The 15,360-nt window shown below is 71.4% G+C and carries 11 protein-coding genes and 1 pseudogene; 7 read left to right on the forward strand and 5 right to left on the reverse strand.

Annotated elements, in window-relative coordinates:
- Nucleotides 1-32: 32 nt before the first annotated feature.
- Nucleotides 33-911 carry a MurR/RpiR family transcriptional regulator gene (locus ABFY03_RS37330; RefSeq protein WP_319007586.1) on the reverse strand — a complete coding sequence of 293 codons (879 nt, stop codon included), beginning with the start codon at nt 909-911 and terminating at the stop codon, nt 33-35.
- A gap of 151 nt (nt 912-1,062) precedes the next feature.
- Between ABFY03_RS37330 and ABFY03_RS38015 the strand changes: the two genes are divergently transcribed.
- Complete coding sequence (locus ABFY03_RS38015; protein WP_386723663.1) at nt 1,063-1,287, forward strand: cyanobactin maturation protease PatG family protein; 225 nt, start codon at nt 1,063-1,065, stop codon at nt 1,285-1,287.
- A 60-nt stretch (nt 1,288-1,347) separates the two neighbouring features.
- On the opposite strand, the gene fxsT is transcribed toward ABFY03_RS38015, so the two are convergent.
- Complete coding sequence (gene fxsT, locus ABFY03_RS37335; protein ID WP_346172150.1) at nt 1,348-3,618, reverse strand: FxSxx-COOH system tetratricopeptide repeat protein; 2,271 nt, start codon at nt 3,616-3,618, stop codon at nt 1,348-1,350.
- Nucleotides 3,619-4,802: 1,184 nt separating this feature from the next.
- Here fxsT and ABFY03_RS37340 point away from each other — a divergent pair.
- Both ABFY03_RS37340 and ABFY03_RS37345 read left to right on the forward strand, forming a co-directional pair.
- Nucleotides 4,803-5,012: a hypothetical protein gene (locus ABFY03_RS37340; protein WP_346172151.1), complete on the forward strand. Its 210-nt coding sequence runs from the start codon at nt 4,803-4,805 to the stop codon at nt 5,010-5,012.
- Between the two features lie 302 nt (nt 5,013-5,314).
- A complete protein-coding gene (locus ABFY03_RS37345; protein ID WP_346172152.1) occupies nt 5,315-6,715 on the forward strand; it encodes an SMI1/KNR4 family protein in 1,401 nt (466 codons plus the stop codon).
- An 89-nt stretch (nt 6,716-6,804) separates the two neighbouring features.
- Here ABFY03_RS37345 and ABFY03_RS37350 read toward each other — a convergent pair.
- From ABFY03_RS37350 to sigK, 3 genes and pseudogenes are all read right to left on the reverse strand, one after another.
- Nucleotides 6,805-7,198 (reverse strand): annotated as a pseudogene (locus tag ABFY03_RS37350) (transposase family protein); the annotation flags it as partial.
- Between the two features lie 117 nt (nt 7,199-7,315).
- Nucleotides 7,316-8,065, reverse strand: a complete 750-nt coding sequence (locus tag ABFY03_RS37355; RefSeq protein ID WP_346172153.1) for an anti-sigma factor — start codon at nt 8,063-8,065, stop codon at nt 7,316-7,318.
- A complete protein-coding gene (gene sigK / locus ABFY03_RS37360) occupies nt 8,062-8,664 on the reverse strand; it encodes an ECF RNA polymerase sigma factor SigK (protein WP_346172154.1) in 603 nt (200 codons plus the stop codon). Before sigK ends, ABFY03_RS37355 begins: the two co-directional genes overlap by 4 nt.
- 372 nt (nt 8,665-9,036) lie before the next feature.
- On the opposite strand from sigK, the gene ABFY03_RS37365 reads away from it, so the two are divergent.
- The 4 genes from ABFY03_RS37365 (at nt 9,037) to tap (ending at nt 15,354) form a co-directional block, all read left to right on the forward strand.
- Nucleotides 9,037-10,620 carry a molybdopterin-dependent oxidoreductase gene (locus ABFY03_RS37365; RefSeq protein WP_346172155.1) on the forward strand — a complete coding sequence of 528 codons (1,584 nt, stop codon included), beginning with the start codon at nt 9,037-9,039 and terminating at the stop codon, nt 10,618-10,620.
- A gap of 87 nt (nt 10,621-10,707) precedes the next feature.
- A complete protein-coding gene (locus tag ABFY03_RS37370; RefSeq protein ID WP_346171347.1) occupies nt 10,708-11,358 on the forward strand; it encodes a fasciclin domain-containing protein in 651 nt (216 codons plus the stop codon).
- Between the two features lie 404 nt (nt 11,359-11,762).
- Nucleotides 11,763-12,077: a hypothetical protein gene (locus tag ABFY03_RS37375; protein WP_346172156.1), complete on the forward strand. Its 315-nt coding sequence runs from the start codon at nt 11,763-11,765 to the stop codon at nt 12,075-12,077.
- Nucleotides 12,078-13,101: 1,024 nt separating this feature from the next.
- Nucleotides 13,102-15,354, forward strand: coding sequence for a telomere-associated protein Tap (gene tap / locus ABFY03_RS37380; protein ID WP_346172157.1), 2,253 nt, complete (start codon nt 13,102-13,104; stop codon nt 15,352-15,354).
- Nucleotides 15,355-15,360 lie beyond the last annotated feature (6 nt).

A 15,360-nucleotide genomic window follows, 5' to 3' on the forward strand; every position in this document is an offset into this window, starting at 1 on the left:
GTCGAGCCGGGCCGCGTCGTCGAGCGGGCCGCTCACAACAGGCCGGTGCGCCGGGCGACCCGCTCCGCTTCCTTCATCCGCTCGTGGCCGCTGCCGCCGACCCGGTCGAGGACGGCGGCGACGAGGGCCTCGACGACCGCCAGGGCCGGTACCAGGCTGTCGTAGGGCGAATCCGAGGAGACCTGGGTGATGAGGACGACGTCGGCGTGGGCGGCGGCGGGGGAGAGCCACGGGTCGGTGAACACGATGACCTTGCCGCCCCGTTCCCGGGCCAGTTCGGCGATGAGCGTCTTGTCAGCCTCGTAACGCCGGTAGTCGAACAGCACGGTGACGTCGCGCCGGGAGAGCTGCGTGAGGTAGGAGGTCCGCTCCACGTCCTTGTGCGGCAGGAAGCCCACCTGGTTGCGGAACTGCATCAGGTGCAGGCCGAGGTACTCGGCCACCAGGTGCGTGAAGCGTCCGCCCCCCACGTGCACGCGACGGCGCGGGTCGGAGAGGAGCCCGACGGCGTCCTCGAACTCGTGGGCGGCCACCTCGTCGAAGGTCTGGGCGACGGCCTGCCGCACCAGTGAGGAGCGCTTGCCGAGCTGGCTGGCGGCGGCCTCCTGCGGAGCCTCCGTCCGCTCGTGCTCCGGCGTCTCCACGGCCCTGTAGAGCGTGATCGGCGAGGCGTTGCGGGCGTCGAGCTCGGAGCGGAGAGCGGCCTGAAGGTCGGGGAATCCCCGGTAACCCAGCCGGGAGGCGCACCGCAGCACCGTGGGTGCCGACACGCCCGCCCGCTCCGCGATCGTGGCGACCGTCTCGAAGACCGCGGCCGGATACCCCGCCAGCAGCACCCGCGCGACCTTGCGCTCCGCGGGGCTCAGCTCTCCGAGCCGGCTGCGGATCTCGTCGGCCAGCGTGGGGCTCATGGTGTTCCCTTCCGTGGCGTGGGACCACCGAGGCTGACGGCAGCCGTCGAGGCCGCTTCCTCCGGCTTGCCACGTTTCAGATCAGCGAGTTTCAGGGATCAAATGTACCGCCTATTACGGAATCTGCCCAGTCCCCAGAAGCGACGCGACGGTGTCCCGCGCGGGGCCACCGTGCGGGACACCGTCGCCCCTGGCGCGCGCCGCTCCAGGCGAACGTCGCCCCCACTCGGCGGGTCCGACGACACCGTCCACCGTCAGGCCCCTGCTCGATCCGGAGAATCACCAACGCGCCGAGCAGGTGTACCAGTTCACGATCGACGTCAGCGACGAGCTCCCCGTCAGCTTGGCACCCGTGCGCCAGTTCCTGGACCGGTAGTCGCCCCGCCCACTCCCAGCGCAAGGCTCCGCCCACTTCCTGTGGGGCGGGTCTCAGGGGTCACGAAAGCGTGCCCCTCTCGTCACACGCTTGCTCCAGGTTCGACCGCACCAGCAGCACGAGCGGGTGGTCCTGACTCAGCACCCGCTCGGCGTCGGCGAGGGTCTGCTGGTGCAGCGGGATGGCTTGGTCGAGGTCGCCTGCCTCCTGGTACGCGAAGGCGAGGTTGTTGCGCGAGACGAGGGTGTCAGGATGGTCTGGACCCAGTACTCGCTCTCGCTCGGCGAGGGTCTGCTGGTGCAGCGGGATGGCTTCGTCCATGTCGCCTGCATCCTGGTACGCGAAGGCGAGGTTGCTCCGCGAGACGAGGGTGTCGCGGTGGTCTGGGCCCAGTACTCGCTCTCGCTCGGCGAGGGTCTGCTGGTGCAGGGGGATGGCTTGGTCCATGTCGCCTGCCTCCTGGTACGCACAGGCGAGGTTGTTGCGCGAGATGAGGGTGTCGGGGTGATCGTGTCCCTGTACGCGTTCGCAGTTGGCGATGGTCTCTTCAAGAAGGGGGATGGCCCGGCGCAGGTCACCTGACAACTGGTACACGCCGGCGAGGTTGTTGAGTGAGGTGAGGGTGTCGGGGTGGTCGCGTCCCAGTGCACGCTCTCGCACGGCGAGAGTCTCTTCGAAAAGGGGTGTGGCCCGATCCAGGTCTCCCGCCTGCTGGTACGCGTAGGCGAGGTTGTTGCGCGAGATGAGGGTGTCGGGATGGTCGTGTCCCAGCACTCGCTCTCGCTCGGCGAGGGTCTGCTCGTACAGCAGGGTGGCTAGGCCCAGATCGCCGGCCGACTCGTACGCGCCGGCGAGGTTGTTACGTGAGGTGAGCGTGCTCAGGTGGTCCGGACCCAGCAGCCGCTCGTGTGCGGCAAGTGCGCGCTGGAAGCCGGGCACGGCCAGAGACAGTGCGCCCTGGCCCTGCCGATAGGCGGCCGCGCGGTCGAGGGCACGGGCAGTGGCGGGAGTGTCATCGCTGGCGGGGTGGTGGCTGGCGAGGGCGTCGGTGTGGGGGAGGAGCGTCTGGTAGCGGGGCCAGTTCGCGGGATCGTCGGCGTTGCCGGGGTAGGCCGTGGCGAGGAGCGCGGCGGCCAGGTCGCGGGCGTGGCCGATGTCGTCGGGGTGGCGATGGGGGTCGTCGGGGTCGGGGGTGCGGGCGAGCGTCTGGACGACGCGGTGGATGGTGAGGGTGCCGTCGTGGTTGTCCGTGATCATGTTGTAGGCGGCGAGTTTGCCGATCGCGGCATCGACCTCGATGGAGATGGCCAGCGGCGCCAGCAGATCACGGGGGATGCGGTCGGGTGCGTACCAGGCGAGCAGGCGCAGCAGGTCGCCTGCGAGTGGGGTGGTGGTATTGATGCGGTCGAGTGTGAGGCGCCAGATGCGTGCGCAGGTGCGTGCGGAGTCGCCGCCCTCGGCGACGGCGGCGTACATCGCCGCGGGTGCGGAGTTGAGCCGCTCCAGGTAGGTGAGGGGGCTGGCGCCGGTTTCGGCGCAGTAGGCCGCGGCCTGTTCGACGGCCAGGGCGAGGTGCCCCAGCTCGGCGCAGACCTCGTGGGCGCCAGTGTGGTCGCGGGTGCCGTGCTGATCGAGGATGTGGGTGAACAGTTCGATCGCGTCTTCGGGGTTGAGGACGCCGAGGCGGACGACGGTGGCGTGGTGGTGCCAGCCGCTGGCCAGACGGGTGGTGACCAGCACTCTCCCGCCGCGGATCCGGTCCAGCAGCGGGCGGATGTGGGCGGGGACCTCGACGTTGTCCAGCACCAGCAGCCACCTTTCTGGGTGGTTGGCGAGCCACCGGATCGCGCGCTCGGTCTGCACTTCGGCGGGGAGGCCGGCCAGACCGGGCTGCAGGGCCCGGGCCAGAGCCGCTACCCCCGAGTCGACCGCGGGCGCGGTGTCGGCCGTGATCCACCATCGCACCGTCTCGTGCCGACCGGCGGCCCATTGGGCGGCGAGCGCCGACTTGCCCACCCCGCCCAGCCCGTGCACCGCTTGGACGAGCACCTCTCCCGCCCCGGTGAACGCCTCGTTCAGAGCCGCGAGTTCGAAGGCGCGTCCGACGAACCCTCCCGCGGCGAGGGCCGGAATGTTGGATACTCCACGTCCTCCTGCATCAGCCGGGATCGGGCCGTGAGCGTCGGGGGAGAGCACGAATGCCTGCTGGGCCTCGACGTGCTGGGCCACGGAACCGGTGACGTCGCCGCCGGCAACGATCGCCCCTCCAACCCCGCTCAGTTGAACCGGTGCTGTGGGTTGCTCCGTGGACGCGGGGCGCTTCCGGATCACGAGCGGTACTCCGTGGTCGAGTCCTCGATGTCGCCACCGGCTGCGATTGCACCGTCCCGACCAGCCAGTCCCTCTGCATGTGGTGTGGCGGGGTGGGATGGCGCCGGGGATGTGCCGGAGTAGTGGGTCGAGGAGCGGGTCACGTTCCCCCGAGCCACGATCGCACCCCGCTCCGCAACCACGGGCGTCGGCGGTGCGGGGGCAGGCCCCGCCGTCGGTGCAGGAGTGCTGGAGGCCGACGTGCGGAGCTGCCACAGTGCCGCGCCGGCCGCGACCAGTCCTGCCACCGCGCCGACGACGCCCCAGCCCTGAGCCGAACCTTCTGGGTGCGACACCGTCACCCACACCAGCAGTCCCACCCCTGCTCCGGCCCCGATCAGGGCCAGACCCCACCAGCACTTCCGCTGCCACGTCGTCATACCGCTCATAGTCACCCAGTCGGCTGGACAAGTCACTTCCCGGGTTGCCGAGGGGGCGCCCTCGCGTCCGCCGAGCCCGAGGCGGGGCCTGGGGGATGCCGTCAGGGAGAGGAGGACGGAGCCGCGTCCGGCCCTTGCTCGTGGGGACGTACGCCCGTCGAAGGGACGCTTCCGGATTCCCCTTCCCCTGCCCTCGCTCGGGACTTCTCGGACGCCGCCGGGGAGCCTGAGGCCCGGGGGGAGCTGCTTGAAGGTGAGCTGTGTCCCCTCCTGGTCCCTCCGCGGCACCGGCGGGGGCAGCACACGCAGGCAGGCCAGCGCCGGCGCCGAGGTGGAGCCCAGGGGCACGGAGGAGGACCGCAACTACGTCAAGGCCGTCTGCGCGTGCGAGCCGCCGACGGTGATCCGCGTATCCCCGAAGACCTGGACGCCGCACGATCATGTGCGGCGACTGCGAGCAGAAGTTCACCCAGGAAGCAAGAGCACGACCCGTAGCTGGACCGCTCCGGCGAACTCTGCAGGCTCGGCAGCGTCCCCCTCCCGGCAGGACCGCCGAGCACGCGGTACGGGTGCGCCCAGCGATGCCTGCCTGCGGGCCGAGATCACCAGCGAGATGGCCCCTGATGCTCGGAATCGAGCCGCACCTGCTCGCGGCTGGAGGGCCGGTGGCTGGCGGCGTGGCGCCTGTTCGAGACAGCCTGCTTCAGCAACGCCGGCGGCCGCACCCCGGAGTCGGTCGAGCGGGCCGCCGAGCTGGTGCGCGCGATGGTGAAGGCGTACGAGAGTTACCAGGAGTACCCCCCGTTTGGCCTGGATGTACGACGAGCGGAGGAGGCCAACCAGGCGCCGTGTCAGGTCGAGTGGGCGGCCCGCCCGCTGGAGGCGGTGCGGGCGGGGCTCCGGGACGACGACTTCGCGCGCTGGCTGCGGGCACTGGAGGGAGCCGTGCAGCGGGCCGTGCTGACTGATCCCTGACCGCGGGCAGGTCGGGTGGGCGTTACGTCAGACCTGCGGAGGCCCTCGACGGGCCGTTAGGGGCCTGGGCGGTTACGGTGGCCAGGCGCCCCGATGGGCGTGTTCTCGTGCGGTCCCGCGTACTTCGCACGGCGCGGGGCCGCGCGCTTTGCCGGCGGTTGCGGCCGACTTTCGTGGGGCGCGCGGTCGGACGGGGCCGTACGCGGTGACTCCGATCCATGGATTGCGAGTCCGGCTGCCCCCCTTTGTGAGCAGCCCCTCCTGGGACTCCGGGTGTCAGCCGCCCCGCGTACGGTCTGCGCATGGCTACTGAGAAGCCCCCCGGGCAATTGATACGTGACTTCGCGACCTGGCAGCCCGTGCTGAGGCTCTTGCGGGCCGCCAAGGCGGGCAAGGCCGGTGCCGATTCCCTGCGCGTGGCGGGTCGCATCGGGCGAAGGGGTTGGAGTCTGGCGCTCCCGCGCCCGGTGCCACCGCCCGGTCGAGCCCTTCAGACCGAGGACATACAGGATGAGCTTGACGCGGTGGAGAGGGTGCAGACCGCGATGGCGGAGGCTGGTGTCGACGACGTCTCGTTCTCGGCGAAGATCGAACCGACCGGGACGACCGTGCTTCGTCTGCTCGGCCCCAGCCCGGCGGTGGAACCCGGGATCGGAAACCCTCATCCCGGTGCGCTCATCCTGATCGAGGGCTCCCTTCCCGAGCCCTGGCGCCGACTCCCCGATCCGGCTCACGAAGCGAGGCCGGCCTCCTCAGCGGACCCGAAGTTGCTGGAGCGCACGCTGCGGGAACGGCTCCCCGACGCCATCGGCGCGACGGAGGAGGAGATCGCCGCCGCCGAAGCACGCCTGGGCGTCTGCCTGCCCGAGGAACTCAAGGTGCTCTACCGGGTGACCCGGGCGCGATGGGAGGACTGGGGCGACGACTACGAGACGGCGAACGGTGTCTTCGAGGCGGTGCGCTGCGAACTCGCCTCCGTGGACGACCTGTACATCGCCGAAGCGTCGACCCGCCACTGCCGCTGGGAGCACGCTGCCAGGGAGGCGGTCGTCACGCGACCCGACGCCGCGGTCCAGGGCGTCGTCGGGTCACCCGGGTGGATCGTATTCGGCGAGAACGGCGGAGGAGACCAGCTGGCGGTCGACCTGACGCCCGGCCCCCGCGGACACACCGGGCAGATCATCATGCTCAGCCACGAGGAGAGCGTCGGCGCCGAGTTGCTGGCCGACTCGCTCACCGACTGGGTCCTGGACCGGAAGACGCACGAGCGCCGGCACCGCACGGCGGAGCCACCGCTCGTGGCCCACGTCAACCACGCCAGCATCAAGAGCATCCGGGAAGCCGCCCACCCCGGCCTGGAAGTTCTTTCGATCGGGGTGTGGGACGGCGCGCCGTTCAGCCTCTCCCCGGTCATCGGGCTGCCCCGCCTGCGCACCCTCGCCGCGTACGCCGGCACGCTCGCCGACCCGCTGGAGATCGCTGAACTCACCAGCCTGGAATTCCTGGAACTCGGCCCACAGGATTGGCGTGTTCTTCTGGATGCCGGCGCCGTCCCCCGGAGCTTGCTGGCTGCGTCCATCAAGGCGTACGGCGACCACGACCCCCTGCCCATTGTGGCCATCGCCAACGACATTCTGGCTCTCTGGGACCGGCCCCAGATCATCCAGACTGTCCTGGAAGGAAACCTCGGACCCCTTGCGTAGGCCCGTAGTGCCAGGCTTTCCACTCCTCTGAAACGTGTTGCCGAAGATCGTGTCCGGGGAGGTCAGAGCCGGGTTTGTGGCCGGTCTGGTCATGCGGCGACGGTGAGGTTGTGGATGTGGGTGACGGCGTGGACCTTGTGGTGCTCGTCGTTGTCCTCCTCCTCGCCCGGCAGCAGGGCCCTGCCCGACCGTTTGCGGTCTGGGACGACGAGCCTGGTGTGGATGGAGGCGACGTCGGCCAGCACCGCCGCGGCCTTGCAGATGCTGGCCAGGCCGGAGTCCCGGCAGGTGCTCCGCGTCCGCGGTGTTGCCGGGTGCCGGCCGGGCTGCGGCGATGACCAGCTTGGTGTCGGCGTCGATGATGACCTGCACGTTCGCCGAGAACCGGTGGTTACGTGAGGACGCCCCGGTCTTCCGGTCGCGGACCGGGATGAGGGTGCCGTCCACGATCCACAGCCGGTCGACCGCGTCGGCCGGACGTGCTGCCGAGCCCCGCTGGAACGCCGCCTCTACCTCCTCCCCCTCCGCACGCGCCGAAGACGGCCGAGCAGTGACGTGGTCACTGCTCGGAAGGATCCGCTGCTCCTCGTACGCCCCCGGTCAGGTGGGCAGGGGCATCAGGAGCAGGGGTTCGGTGGTGGGCTGGGGGGACCCTCCTGCGGGTTCGAGGGTGAGGCCGATGGCGGCTGCGTCGGCGGGGTCGCCGGTGAGGGGCACGGTGCCGTCGTGGTCGATCAGTCCGGCCGGGCGCATGGTGCCGTCGTGGTCGAGCCACAACTGGTAGGTCTTGCCTGTGCCGGGTGCGGGCAGGTCGGCCGCGGTGAAGACGGCCTTGTTCTGCTGCTTGGAGGAGACGGCGGTGGTCAGGGCTCCGTTGGCGGCCTTGCCGTGGACGGTGCGTGCGTCCGGGGCGGCCAGCACGGCGCTGACCGCGTCGAGCTGCTGCTGGGCCTGTCGTGCCTGCCGTTCGAGGCCTTGCCCGTTGTGCGTCTGCCACACCGCGACGCCACCCAGTGCGGCCGCGGCCACGCTGGCGGCGAGCGCCAGGGGAACGGCCCTGCGGCGCAGCATGCCGCCGAGTACGGGCGCCGTACTGGCGGCGGGGATGCGTGGGGGCAGCTGGCGTACGCCGTCGATGGAGGCCATGACCCGTGCCTTGGCTTCCGGGGGCGGCGGCTGGGCGACGGCTGCCGCCAGGCGTGCTGTGGTCGCCTGGAACTCGGCCGCTTCCTGTCGGCATGCCTCGCACGTCTTGAGGTGGGCGTCGAAGTCCTTGCGTTCGGTGTCGTCGAGAGCGCCCAGGGCGTAGGCGGCGGCGAGGGTGTGGGCGTCGGTGGCGTGGTGGTTCATGTGGTCACCCCCATGCAGTCGCGGAGCCGGATGAGCCCGTCGCGCATGCGTGTCTTGATGGTGGGAAGAGGCGTGCGCAGGGTTTCGGCGACTTCACGGTAGGTCAGGCCCTGGTAATAGGCCAGGGTCACGGCCTGGCGCTGGAGTTCGGTCAAGCCGCGCAGGCAGCGGCGTACCTGTTCGGACTCCAGGCGCGTCTCGACCTGTTCGGCGACCTCGTCGAAGGCGGTGGTGTGCTCTCGGGCGGCCTGGGCCTGCTCGCGGTTGGCTGCGGCCTGGGCGGAGCGGACCCGGTCCACGGCCCGCCGGTGGGCGATCGTCGCCGCCCACGCCCCCACCGCGCCGGTTTCAGGCCGGTAGCGGGCGGCCTGGCGCCACAGGTCGATCATGACCTCCTGGGTGACCTCCTCGGACTGCGCCCTGTCGCGCACGACTTTGAGCACGATGCCGAAGACCAGGGGTGCCAGGGCGTCGTAGAGGGCGGAGAAGGCGTGCTTGTCGCCGCGCGCCACTTTGCCCATGAGGTCGGTGAGGTCGGTGAGGTCGGTGGGGGCGGGGCGGCCGTTGTGGCCGGCGGCGAAGGGAAGCGGCTGATTCACCTGCGCCGCTCCGGTCGTGGGGAGAAGGCGAAGGGACGGCGTGGGCCGGCCTTCGGGGGGCGGGGTGTGCATCGCATGCCGGTCCTTGTGTCGTCGCTCGATCGGGCCGGACCGCCTGGGGGCGGTCCGGTCACCGAAACCGTTGGGTGCGTCGACCATTCTTCGTAGCGGACGGGCGTACGGATGGGGTCGCTTCGTTCCCCACGGCGTCCCGGGGGAAGCCCGTTCGAGGCGCCGCCCGCCACAGGCCCGCTCCGCCTGCGGTGACCCTGGCCGCGCCGCCGCCTCCATGCCCGCCGTGCAAGGCCGACACCGGCAAGCCGTCTCACTCTTTCGGGGGTGGGACCAATCCGCCGGGCGGGGGGCTGCCGAATGCAGCACGTGAGCAGCTTCCGCAACAGACTCGTCCGCGCCGGCCTCGGCGCACTGGCCGGACTCCTGGCCGCGTACACGGCTCTGGCCGTGGCCGAGCTGGTGGCCGGACTGGTGCGGCCGGCGGCCGGGCCGGTGACCGTGGTGGGCAGCGCGGTGATCGACCGTACGCCTGCCGCGGTGAAGGACTTCGCGATCCGCACGTTCGGACAGAGCGACAAGACTGTTCTCCAGCTGGGGATCCTTCTGATTCTGGTCCTCATCGCCATCGGCCTCGGCATCCTGGCCGTGTCCCATCGTCGTGCCGGTGCCGCGGGGGTGCTGCTGTTCGGGATCGTCGGCGCCGCCGCGGCTCTCAGCCGTCCCGACTCCACCGGAACCGGTGACGCACTGCCCTCGATCGCCGGAGCGGTCGCGGGAGCCCTCGTCCTGTACGTGGTGGCGGCCAGAGCCGCCCCCGTTTCCGCCCCGGAAGGCCAGGCAGGCCCTGGGGCGTGGAGCAGGCGCGGCTTCCTCACCGCGGCCGGCGTCACGGCGGTCGCCGCGACATCGGCCGGCGCGCTGGGCCGGTACTTCACCGGCCGGCAGGGCCGGGGCGCCGTCGCCTCCCGGCGCACCCTGGTGCTTCCCGAGCCCGCCTCCCCGGCGCCGGCGGTACCGGCCGGTGTCCAGCTGAAGGTTCCCGGCATCACGGCCTTCACCACGCCCAACGCCGACTTCTACCGCGTCGACACCGCCCTGACCGTTCCCAGGGTCGACGCGGGCATCTGGCGGCTGCGCATCCGCGGCACAGGGGTCACCCGCCCCCGCACCTACACCCTCGACCAGCTTCTCGCCCGCCCGCTCATCGAACGCGACATCACCCTGACCTGCGTCTCGAACGAGGTCGGCGGCCCCTACATCGGCAACGCCCGCTGGCTCGGCGTACCCCTCGCCGACCTCCTTGAGGAAGCCGGCGTCCGACCGCCGTCGAAGGGCGGCCGGGCCGATCAGCTGGTGGCCCGCTCCGTGGACGGCATGACGCTCGGCTCCCCCGTCGAGGACCTGATGGACGGCCGCGACGCCATCCTCGCGGTCGGCATGAACGGCGAACCGCTCCCCTTCGACCACGGCTTCCCCGTCCGCATGCTCGTCCCCGGCCTCTATGGCTACGTCTCGGCCTGCAAGTGGATCGAGGACATCGAACTCACCACGTTCGACGCCTACGACCCCTACTGGGTCAAACGCAAGTGGGCCCGCCGCGCGCCGATCAAGACCCAGGCCCGCATCGACACTCCCCGCCCCTTCGCCCGCCCCGCCGCCGGCACCGTCACCGTCGCCGGCGTCGCCTGGGCCCAGCGACGCGGCATCACCCGCGTTCAGATCCGCGTCGACGACGGGCCCTGGCAGGACGCAGATCTCGCCGCCCAGGCAGGCGTCGACACCTGGCGCCAGTGGTCCTACCGCTGGAACGCCTCCCCCGGCGGACACAACCTCACCGTCCGTGCCACCGACGGCACCGGACAGGTCCAGACCGAAGAGCGCACCCGCACCATCCCCGACGGGGCGAGCGGCTGGCACAGCGTCTTCGTCACCGTCCCCTAGACCACCCGGACGACCGCAAGGCCACCCCGGGCAGCACGACCAACCACCGCGATACCCCAGAGAAGAACCACCAAGGAGCAACTGGTCATGAACAGCATGAAGATCCGCCGTACCGCGATCGCCGTCGTCGCCGCAGCCGCGCTGCCCTTCTCCCTGGCCGCGTGCTCCGACTCCGGCAGCGACACCAAGGCCGCCCCGAGCGCGGGCGCCGAGGACGCCGCGAAGACCAGCGAGAGCACCCCTGCGGGCGACAACATGACCGACGACCAGCCCTTCGGTCCGGCCTGCGCGGGCGTGCCGAAGGAGGGCGCGGGCTCCTTCGACGGCATGGCCAAGGACCCGGTCGCCACCGCCGCGTCGAACAACCCGGCCCTGTCCACCCTCGTGACCGCCGTCAAGCAGGCCGGACTCGTCGACACCCTCAACAACGCCGAGAACATCACCGTCTTCGCGCCGACGAACGACGCCTTCGCCAAGATCCCCAAGGCCGACCTCGACAAGGTCCTCGCCGACAAGGCCACCCTCACCAAGATCCTCACCTACCACGTCGTCGGCCAGAAGCTCACGCCGAAGCAGCTGGAGAACGGCTCCTTCGAGACCCTCCAGAAGGGCATGATCACCACCACCGGCTCCGGTGAGTCCTACAAGGTCAACGACACCGCCAACGTGGTCTGCGGCAACGTGAAGACCGCCAACGCCAACGTCTACATCATCGACACCGTCCTCATGCCCAAGTAAGGCTTCGCGCACGGTCCGCAAGCCACAGCGGCCCTGCACCCGTCCTTCGCGGACGGGCGCAGGGCCATCGGCATGCCCCGGCCCAGCAGAATCAGAATCCTGGACGCGGCAGGGGCGCACCTGACGACCCGCGCCGCCGGCGCCACCGTGGGCCCTCTGGGCGCGGAGCGACTTCTGCGCCCCGGGTGGACGAGGAGAAGCACGCCCGAGAGGCTTCTGAGCTCCCGGCTCGCGCGGGGCTGCCCCGAACGTGAGCCGCTCAGCCATCGGGTCCACGTCCGTCCCTCCCCTCAGGCAGGAGAGGGCAGAGGGAAGACGGATGGCGGGACGGAAGGACGGACGGACGAAGGACCGCAGCGGGTACGGGAGGAGAACCGGCCGCGGAAGAGCGGCAGGAACAGCCCGTGGGGGAGCGACCGGTGAGGACGGCCGGTCTCGACGTCCTGTACCGCCTCGGCGCCCAGGCGCCCGCCCTCGCCTTGGCGGGCCGGCCGCTGGCCGACCAGGCCCGCCGCCTCGACGCCCTGCTCACCCACACCACCTGGACCGCAGACACCCTTCTCGCCGCGCATACCGCCCCGTTCGAGGGCCCGGTTCGCATCAGCGCCGGCGCCGTCATCTCCGCCCGCCGCACCGCCCTGCCCGCCGCCCCCACCTACGTTCCGAGCAGAACGAGACGCAGCGCAGTGCCGCCGCGCAAGAGACGCACCGGCGGGTGATGGCGGAGTGCACCGAGTGCGGACGACCGCCGGAGGCCGGCATCGACCTGTGCGCCGAGTACGCCGGATGGCCCCTGTGCCCGGCATGCCACATCTACCGCCCCCCCGACGGCACCCCCAGCCGCCACTGTGCCGACCGACATCGCCTTCGCCCTCGCGGAGCCGACCGCTGCACCAGGCACCAAAACGGACCTGGACGGGCACTCGCCACCGTCGGACGCTACCTACCACCGCGCTTACCACCGCAGGTCACAGCCCTGAGCAGCCGGCCAGCCCAGGCCACGGCATCGGTGCCAGGGGTGAGGCGATGGCGTCGGGCGTGCGGCGTTCCCAGAGGCCGTGCACGACCCGGACTCCGGTATGGCCGAGGCCGGCGTAGGCGGTCAGGCCAGTCCAGTCCTCGGCATCAACGAGGGGCCCGGCAACTGGTCCCCCGAGATCCCGTCCGCGTGCCCTGGATCACGTACTCGGCCGAGCCGTAGGAGACGACCGCTCAAGCGGATCCTCTTCTGCGAGATCGGGAGCCACCGATCGAGCGACGAAAACAAGCGGGCGAGCGGAAGTCGCACGACGGGTGACCGGCGAGAGAGCCGCGTGAGGCGGGAGGGCGTTCATGCGGCCACCGTCAGCGGGCGGGAAGAGCGCGGACGGGCGAGATTAGCGCCGCTGCACGGCACCGCGGACGCGTTCGCGGGGTCGTGGTGAGCGGGACTCCTCATGGTGAGCGAGGCCTTGGACCTGATGGGCCAGACCGCTGATTTCCCAGGTGAATGGGTCTGCTGATAGGGAACCTGATAGCGCGTTGGGGCTGTGCTTGCCACCGAGCGGTGAGCAGGAGGCGGCCGTCCGGCCTCCGCAGGTACGCCGCCACACCGGCCGTCTGCTCTCCGCCGCACCCCGCGCGAGGTCGCTGGTCAACTGGATTTGCGGGCAGTGCGCTTTGAACGCTTCTTTCGCTATACACGCCGCAAATCTGACAATAAATCTGGGGTAAAGATTGGTAGGGTTTCCCTGGAGGTGGAGCGTGAAGAAGGACCTGCAGGAAGAGGCTCTGTTCAGGGCGGTGGAGGAGCTGCTGGCCGGAGGTCCGGCGTTCCCTGAGCCTGCTGAGCGGGCGCGGCTGCGTGAAGCGGCCGGTGTCACGCAGGCCGCGCTCGCGCGTGCTCTGGAGACGACTCCGCAGACGGTGAAGAACTGGGAGGCCGGCCGCAGCGAGCCCCGTCCGCCTCGCCGTGGCCCCTATCTGGCGCTGCTGGAGGGCTGGGCGAAGAAGTACCCCGCCCCCACCCCTGCCCCCGCTTCCGTCGAGGAGCGGCCGGCCACCGAGACCCCCGCTCCTGCCATCGAGGAGCGGCCGGCCACGGCGACGCCCGTCCCCGCGCCCGCTGCGGCCCGGGCGGTGGCGGCTGCTGCTCCGGGCCCCTCCCCGGCCCCTCCGCGGCCGAGCGCATCGCGCCCGGTATCGGCGCCGAAGCCTCCCGCTGTACGCGCGGCCACCGGGCGTGGTCGTCCGGCTGCGGCTGCCCAGCGGTCCGCGGCTGTGGATCCGCGGTTCGCGAACGGGCCGCTCGCCGTCATCGACGCAGAAGCCGACGGTCAGGTCTCCGCGTACTGCACCGGTGGTCTGGTCCTCGACGTCCCGGCCCGGACCCTGCCGGCCCTGGTGGAGTGGACGCTGACCGAGGCGCGTCTGGGCGCGCCGCGGTTGGATCCCTGGGGCCGGGATGCGGATCCGCTGCTTGCTCTGGCCCCGGCGGCGCTGGAGTTCTTCGGCCTGCCGGTCGAGCTGTCCGACGACGAGAGGGACGCGGGCCGGCTGCCCGCCGACCACCCGGTCCTGGAGGAACTGGCCGGGGCGCAGTGGCAGCTGACCCGGCGCGGTTTCGGCCCCTGGGCGAGGATCTACCGCCCGGCTCAGGGCGGACAGCGGGCCTGCGTCCAGCTGTGCATCCCGTCCTGGCGGGCGCTGGACGCCCGTTCGTGGGGCCATGCCGCCGACCTGCCGCCGGAGGATCTGGCTCGGACGCTGGGCCTGTACGCCTCCCGCGTCATGACCCCGCGCGGGTCCACGGCCGTGACCGGCCTGGAGCTCATGACGGCGCTGCACCCGCCGACCCGCGCCTCGGCGCCGGACGCCGAGGGCCGCCGGCACAGCGCCTACAACCCCGGCTCGCTCGGCAAGGAACCGCTGGATCCGGCGCCGTGCGAGGCGATCGACGGCCACCCTGTCCTCGCGCACCTGCCCCGTTTCCATGTCCGCGGCCCCGAAGAGCGTCTCTTCGAGGAGGCGTACGACTGGGCGCGGGAACTCACCGACGAGGAGTGCCTGAAGCCGCATCTGGTGGGCATCGACGTCAACATGGCTTTCGCCGCCGCCGCGAACGGCCTGCCGGTCGGTCTGGCCAAGCCACCCGTCCACACCACCAACCCTGCCTTCGATGCGGCGGTGCCCGGCTCGTGGCTGGTCGACCTCTCGCACGTCGACCTCGGCCGCGTCATGGTCGGCAAGAAGTGGGTCGACCTGCGCGGCGACCTGCTGCCCAGCCCCTTCACCCCCACCGGCGAGGCCCCCGCAGGCCCCGCCTGGTACGCGACCCCGACCGTCGCCTACGCCGTCGAACTCGGCTACCAGGTCCAGCCGCTGGAGGCGTGGCTCCGCCCGGACGCCGGCCGCTACCTGGACGGCTGGTACCAGCGCCTGCGCGACGCCTACATGACGACCATGGGCGACCTCGGCGTTGCCGACAAGCTGCCGCCGGCCGAGTTCCTGGCCGCGATGGACGGCTACAAGACCCGCGACCCCGAGGCGGCGATCGTGCTGGGCGCGATCAAGAACACGGTGAAGGGCGGGATCGGCAAGCTCCAGGAGAAGGCCCGAGGCGGAGGCTGGCGCCCGGGCCAGCCGTGGCCCGCGCTGGCGCGCCCGACCTGGCGCCCCGACATCCGCGCCGCCGTCATCTCCCGCGCCCGTATCGGCATGCACCGCAAGATGGTCGCCCTCGCGGCCGCCACCGGCGCCTACCCGGTCGCGGTCCTGTCCGACTGCGCGGTGTACGCCGCCGACGGCCCCTCCCCGCTCGACGCCCTCCCGTATACCGCCGACGGCAAGACGATTCCCGGCTCGTTCCGGATCGGGGTGTCCCCGGGCATGGTCAAGCACGAGGGCACCCAGTCGCCGCTGTGGGCGGAGCAGCTGCGCGAGCAGGCCCAGGCGCCGCTGCTGAACCTGGCCCGCTACATCAAGTCCGGCGCCGCCGGCCCGGACACGGGGGAGTAGACCCAT

Origin of the sequence: Streptomyces roseofulvus (assembly GCF_039534915.1) — a bacterium.
Classification (GTDB): domain Bacteria; phylum Actinomycetota; class Actinomycetes; order Streptomycetales; family Streptomycetaceae; genus Streptomyces; species Streptomyces roseofulvus.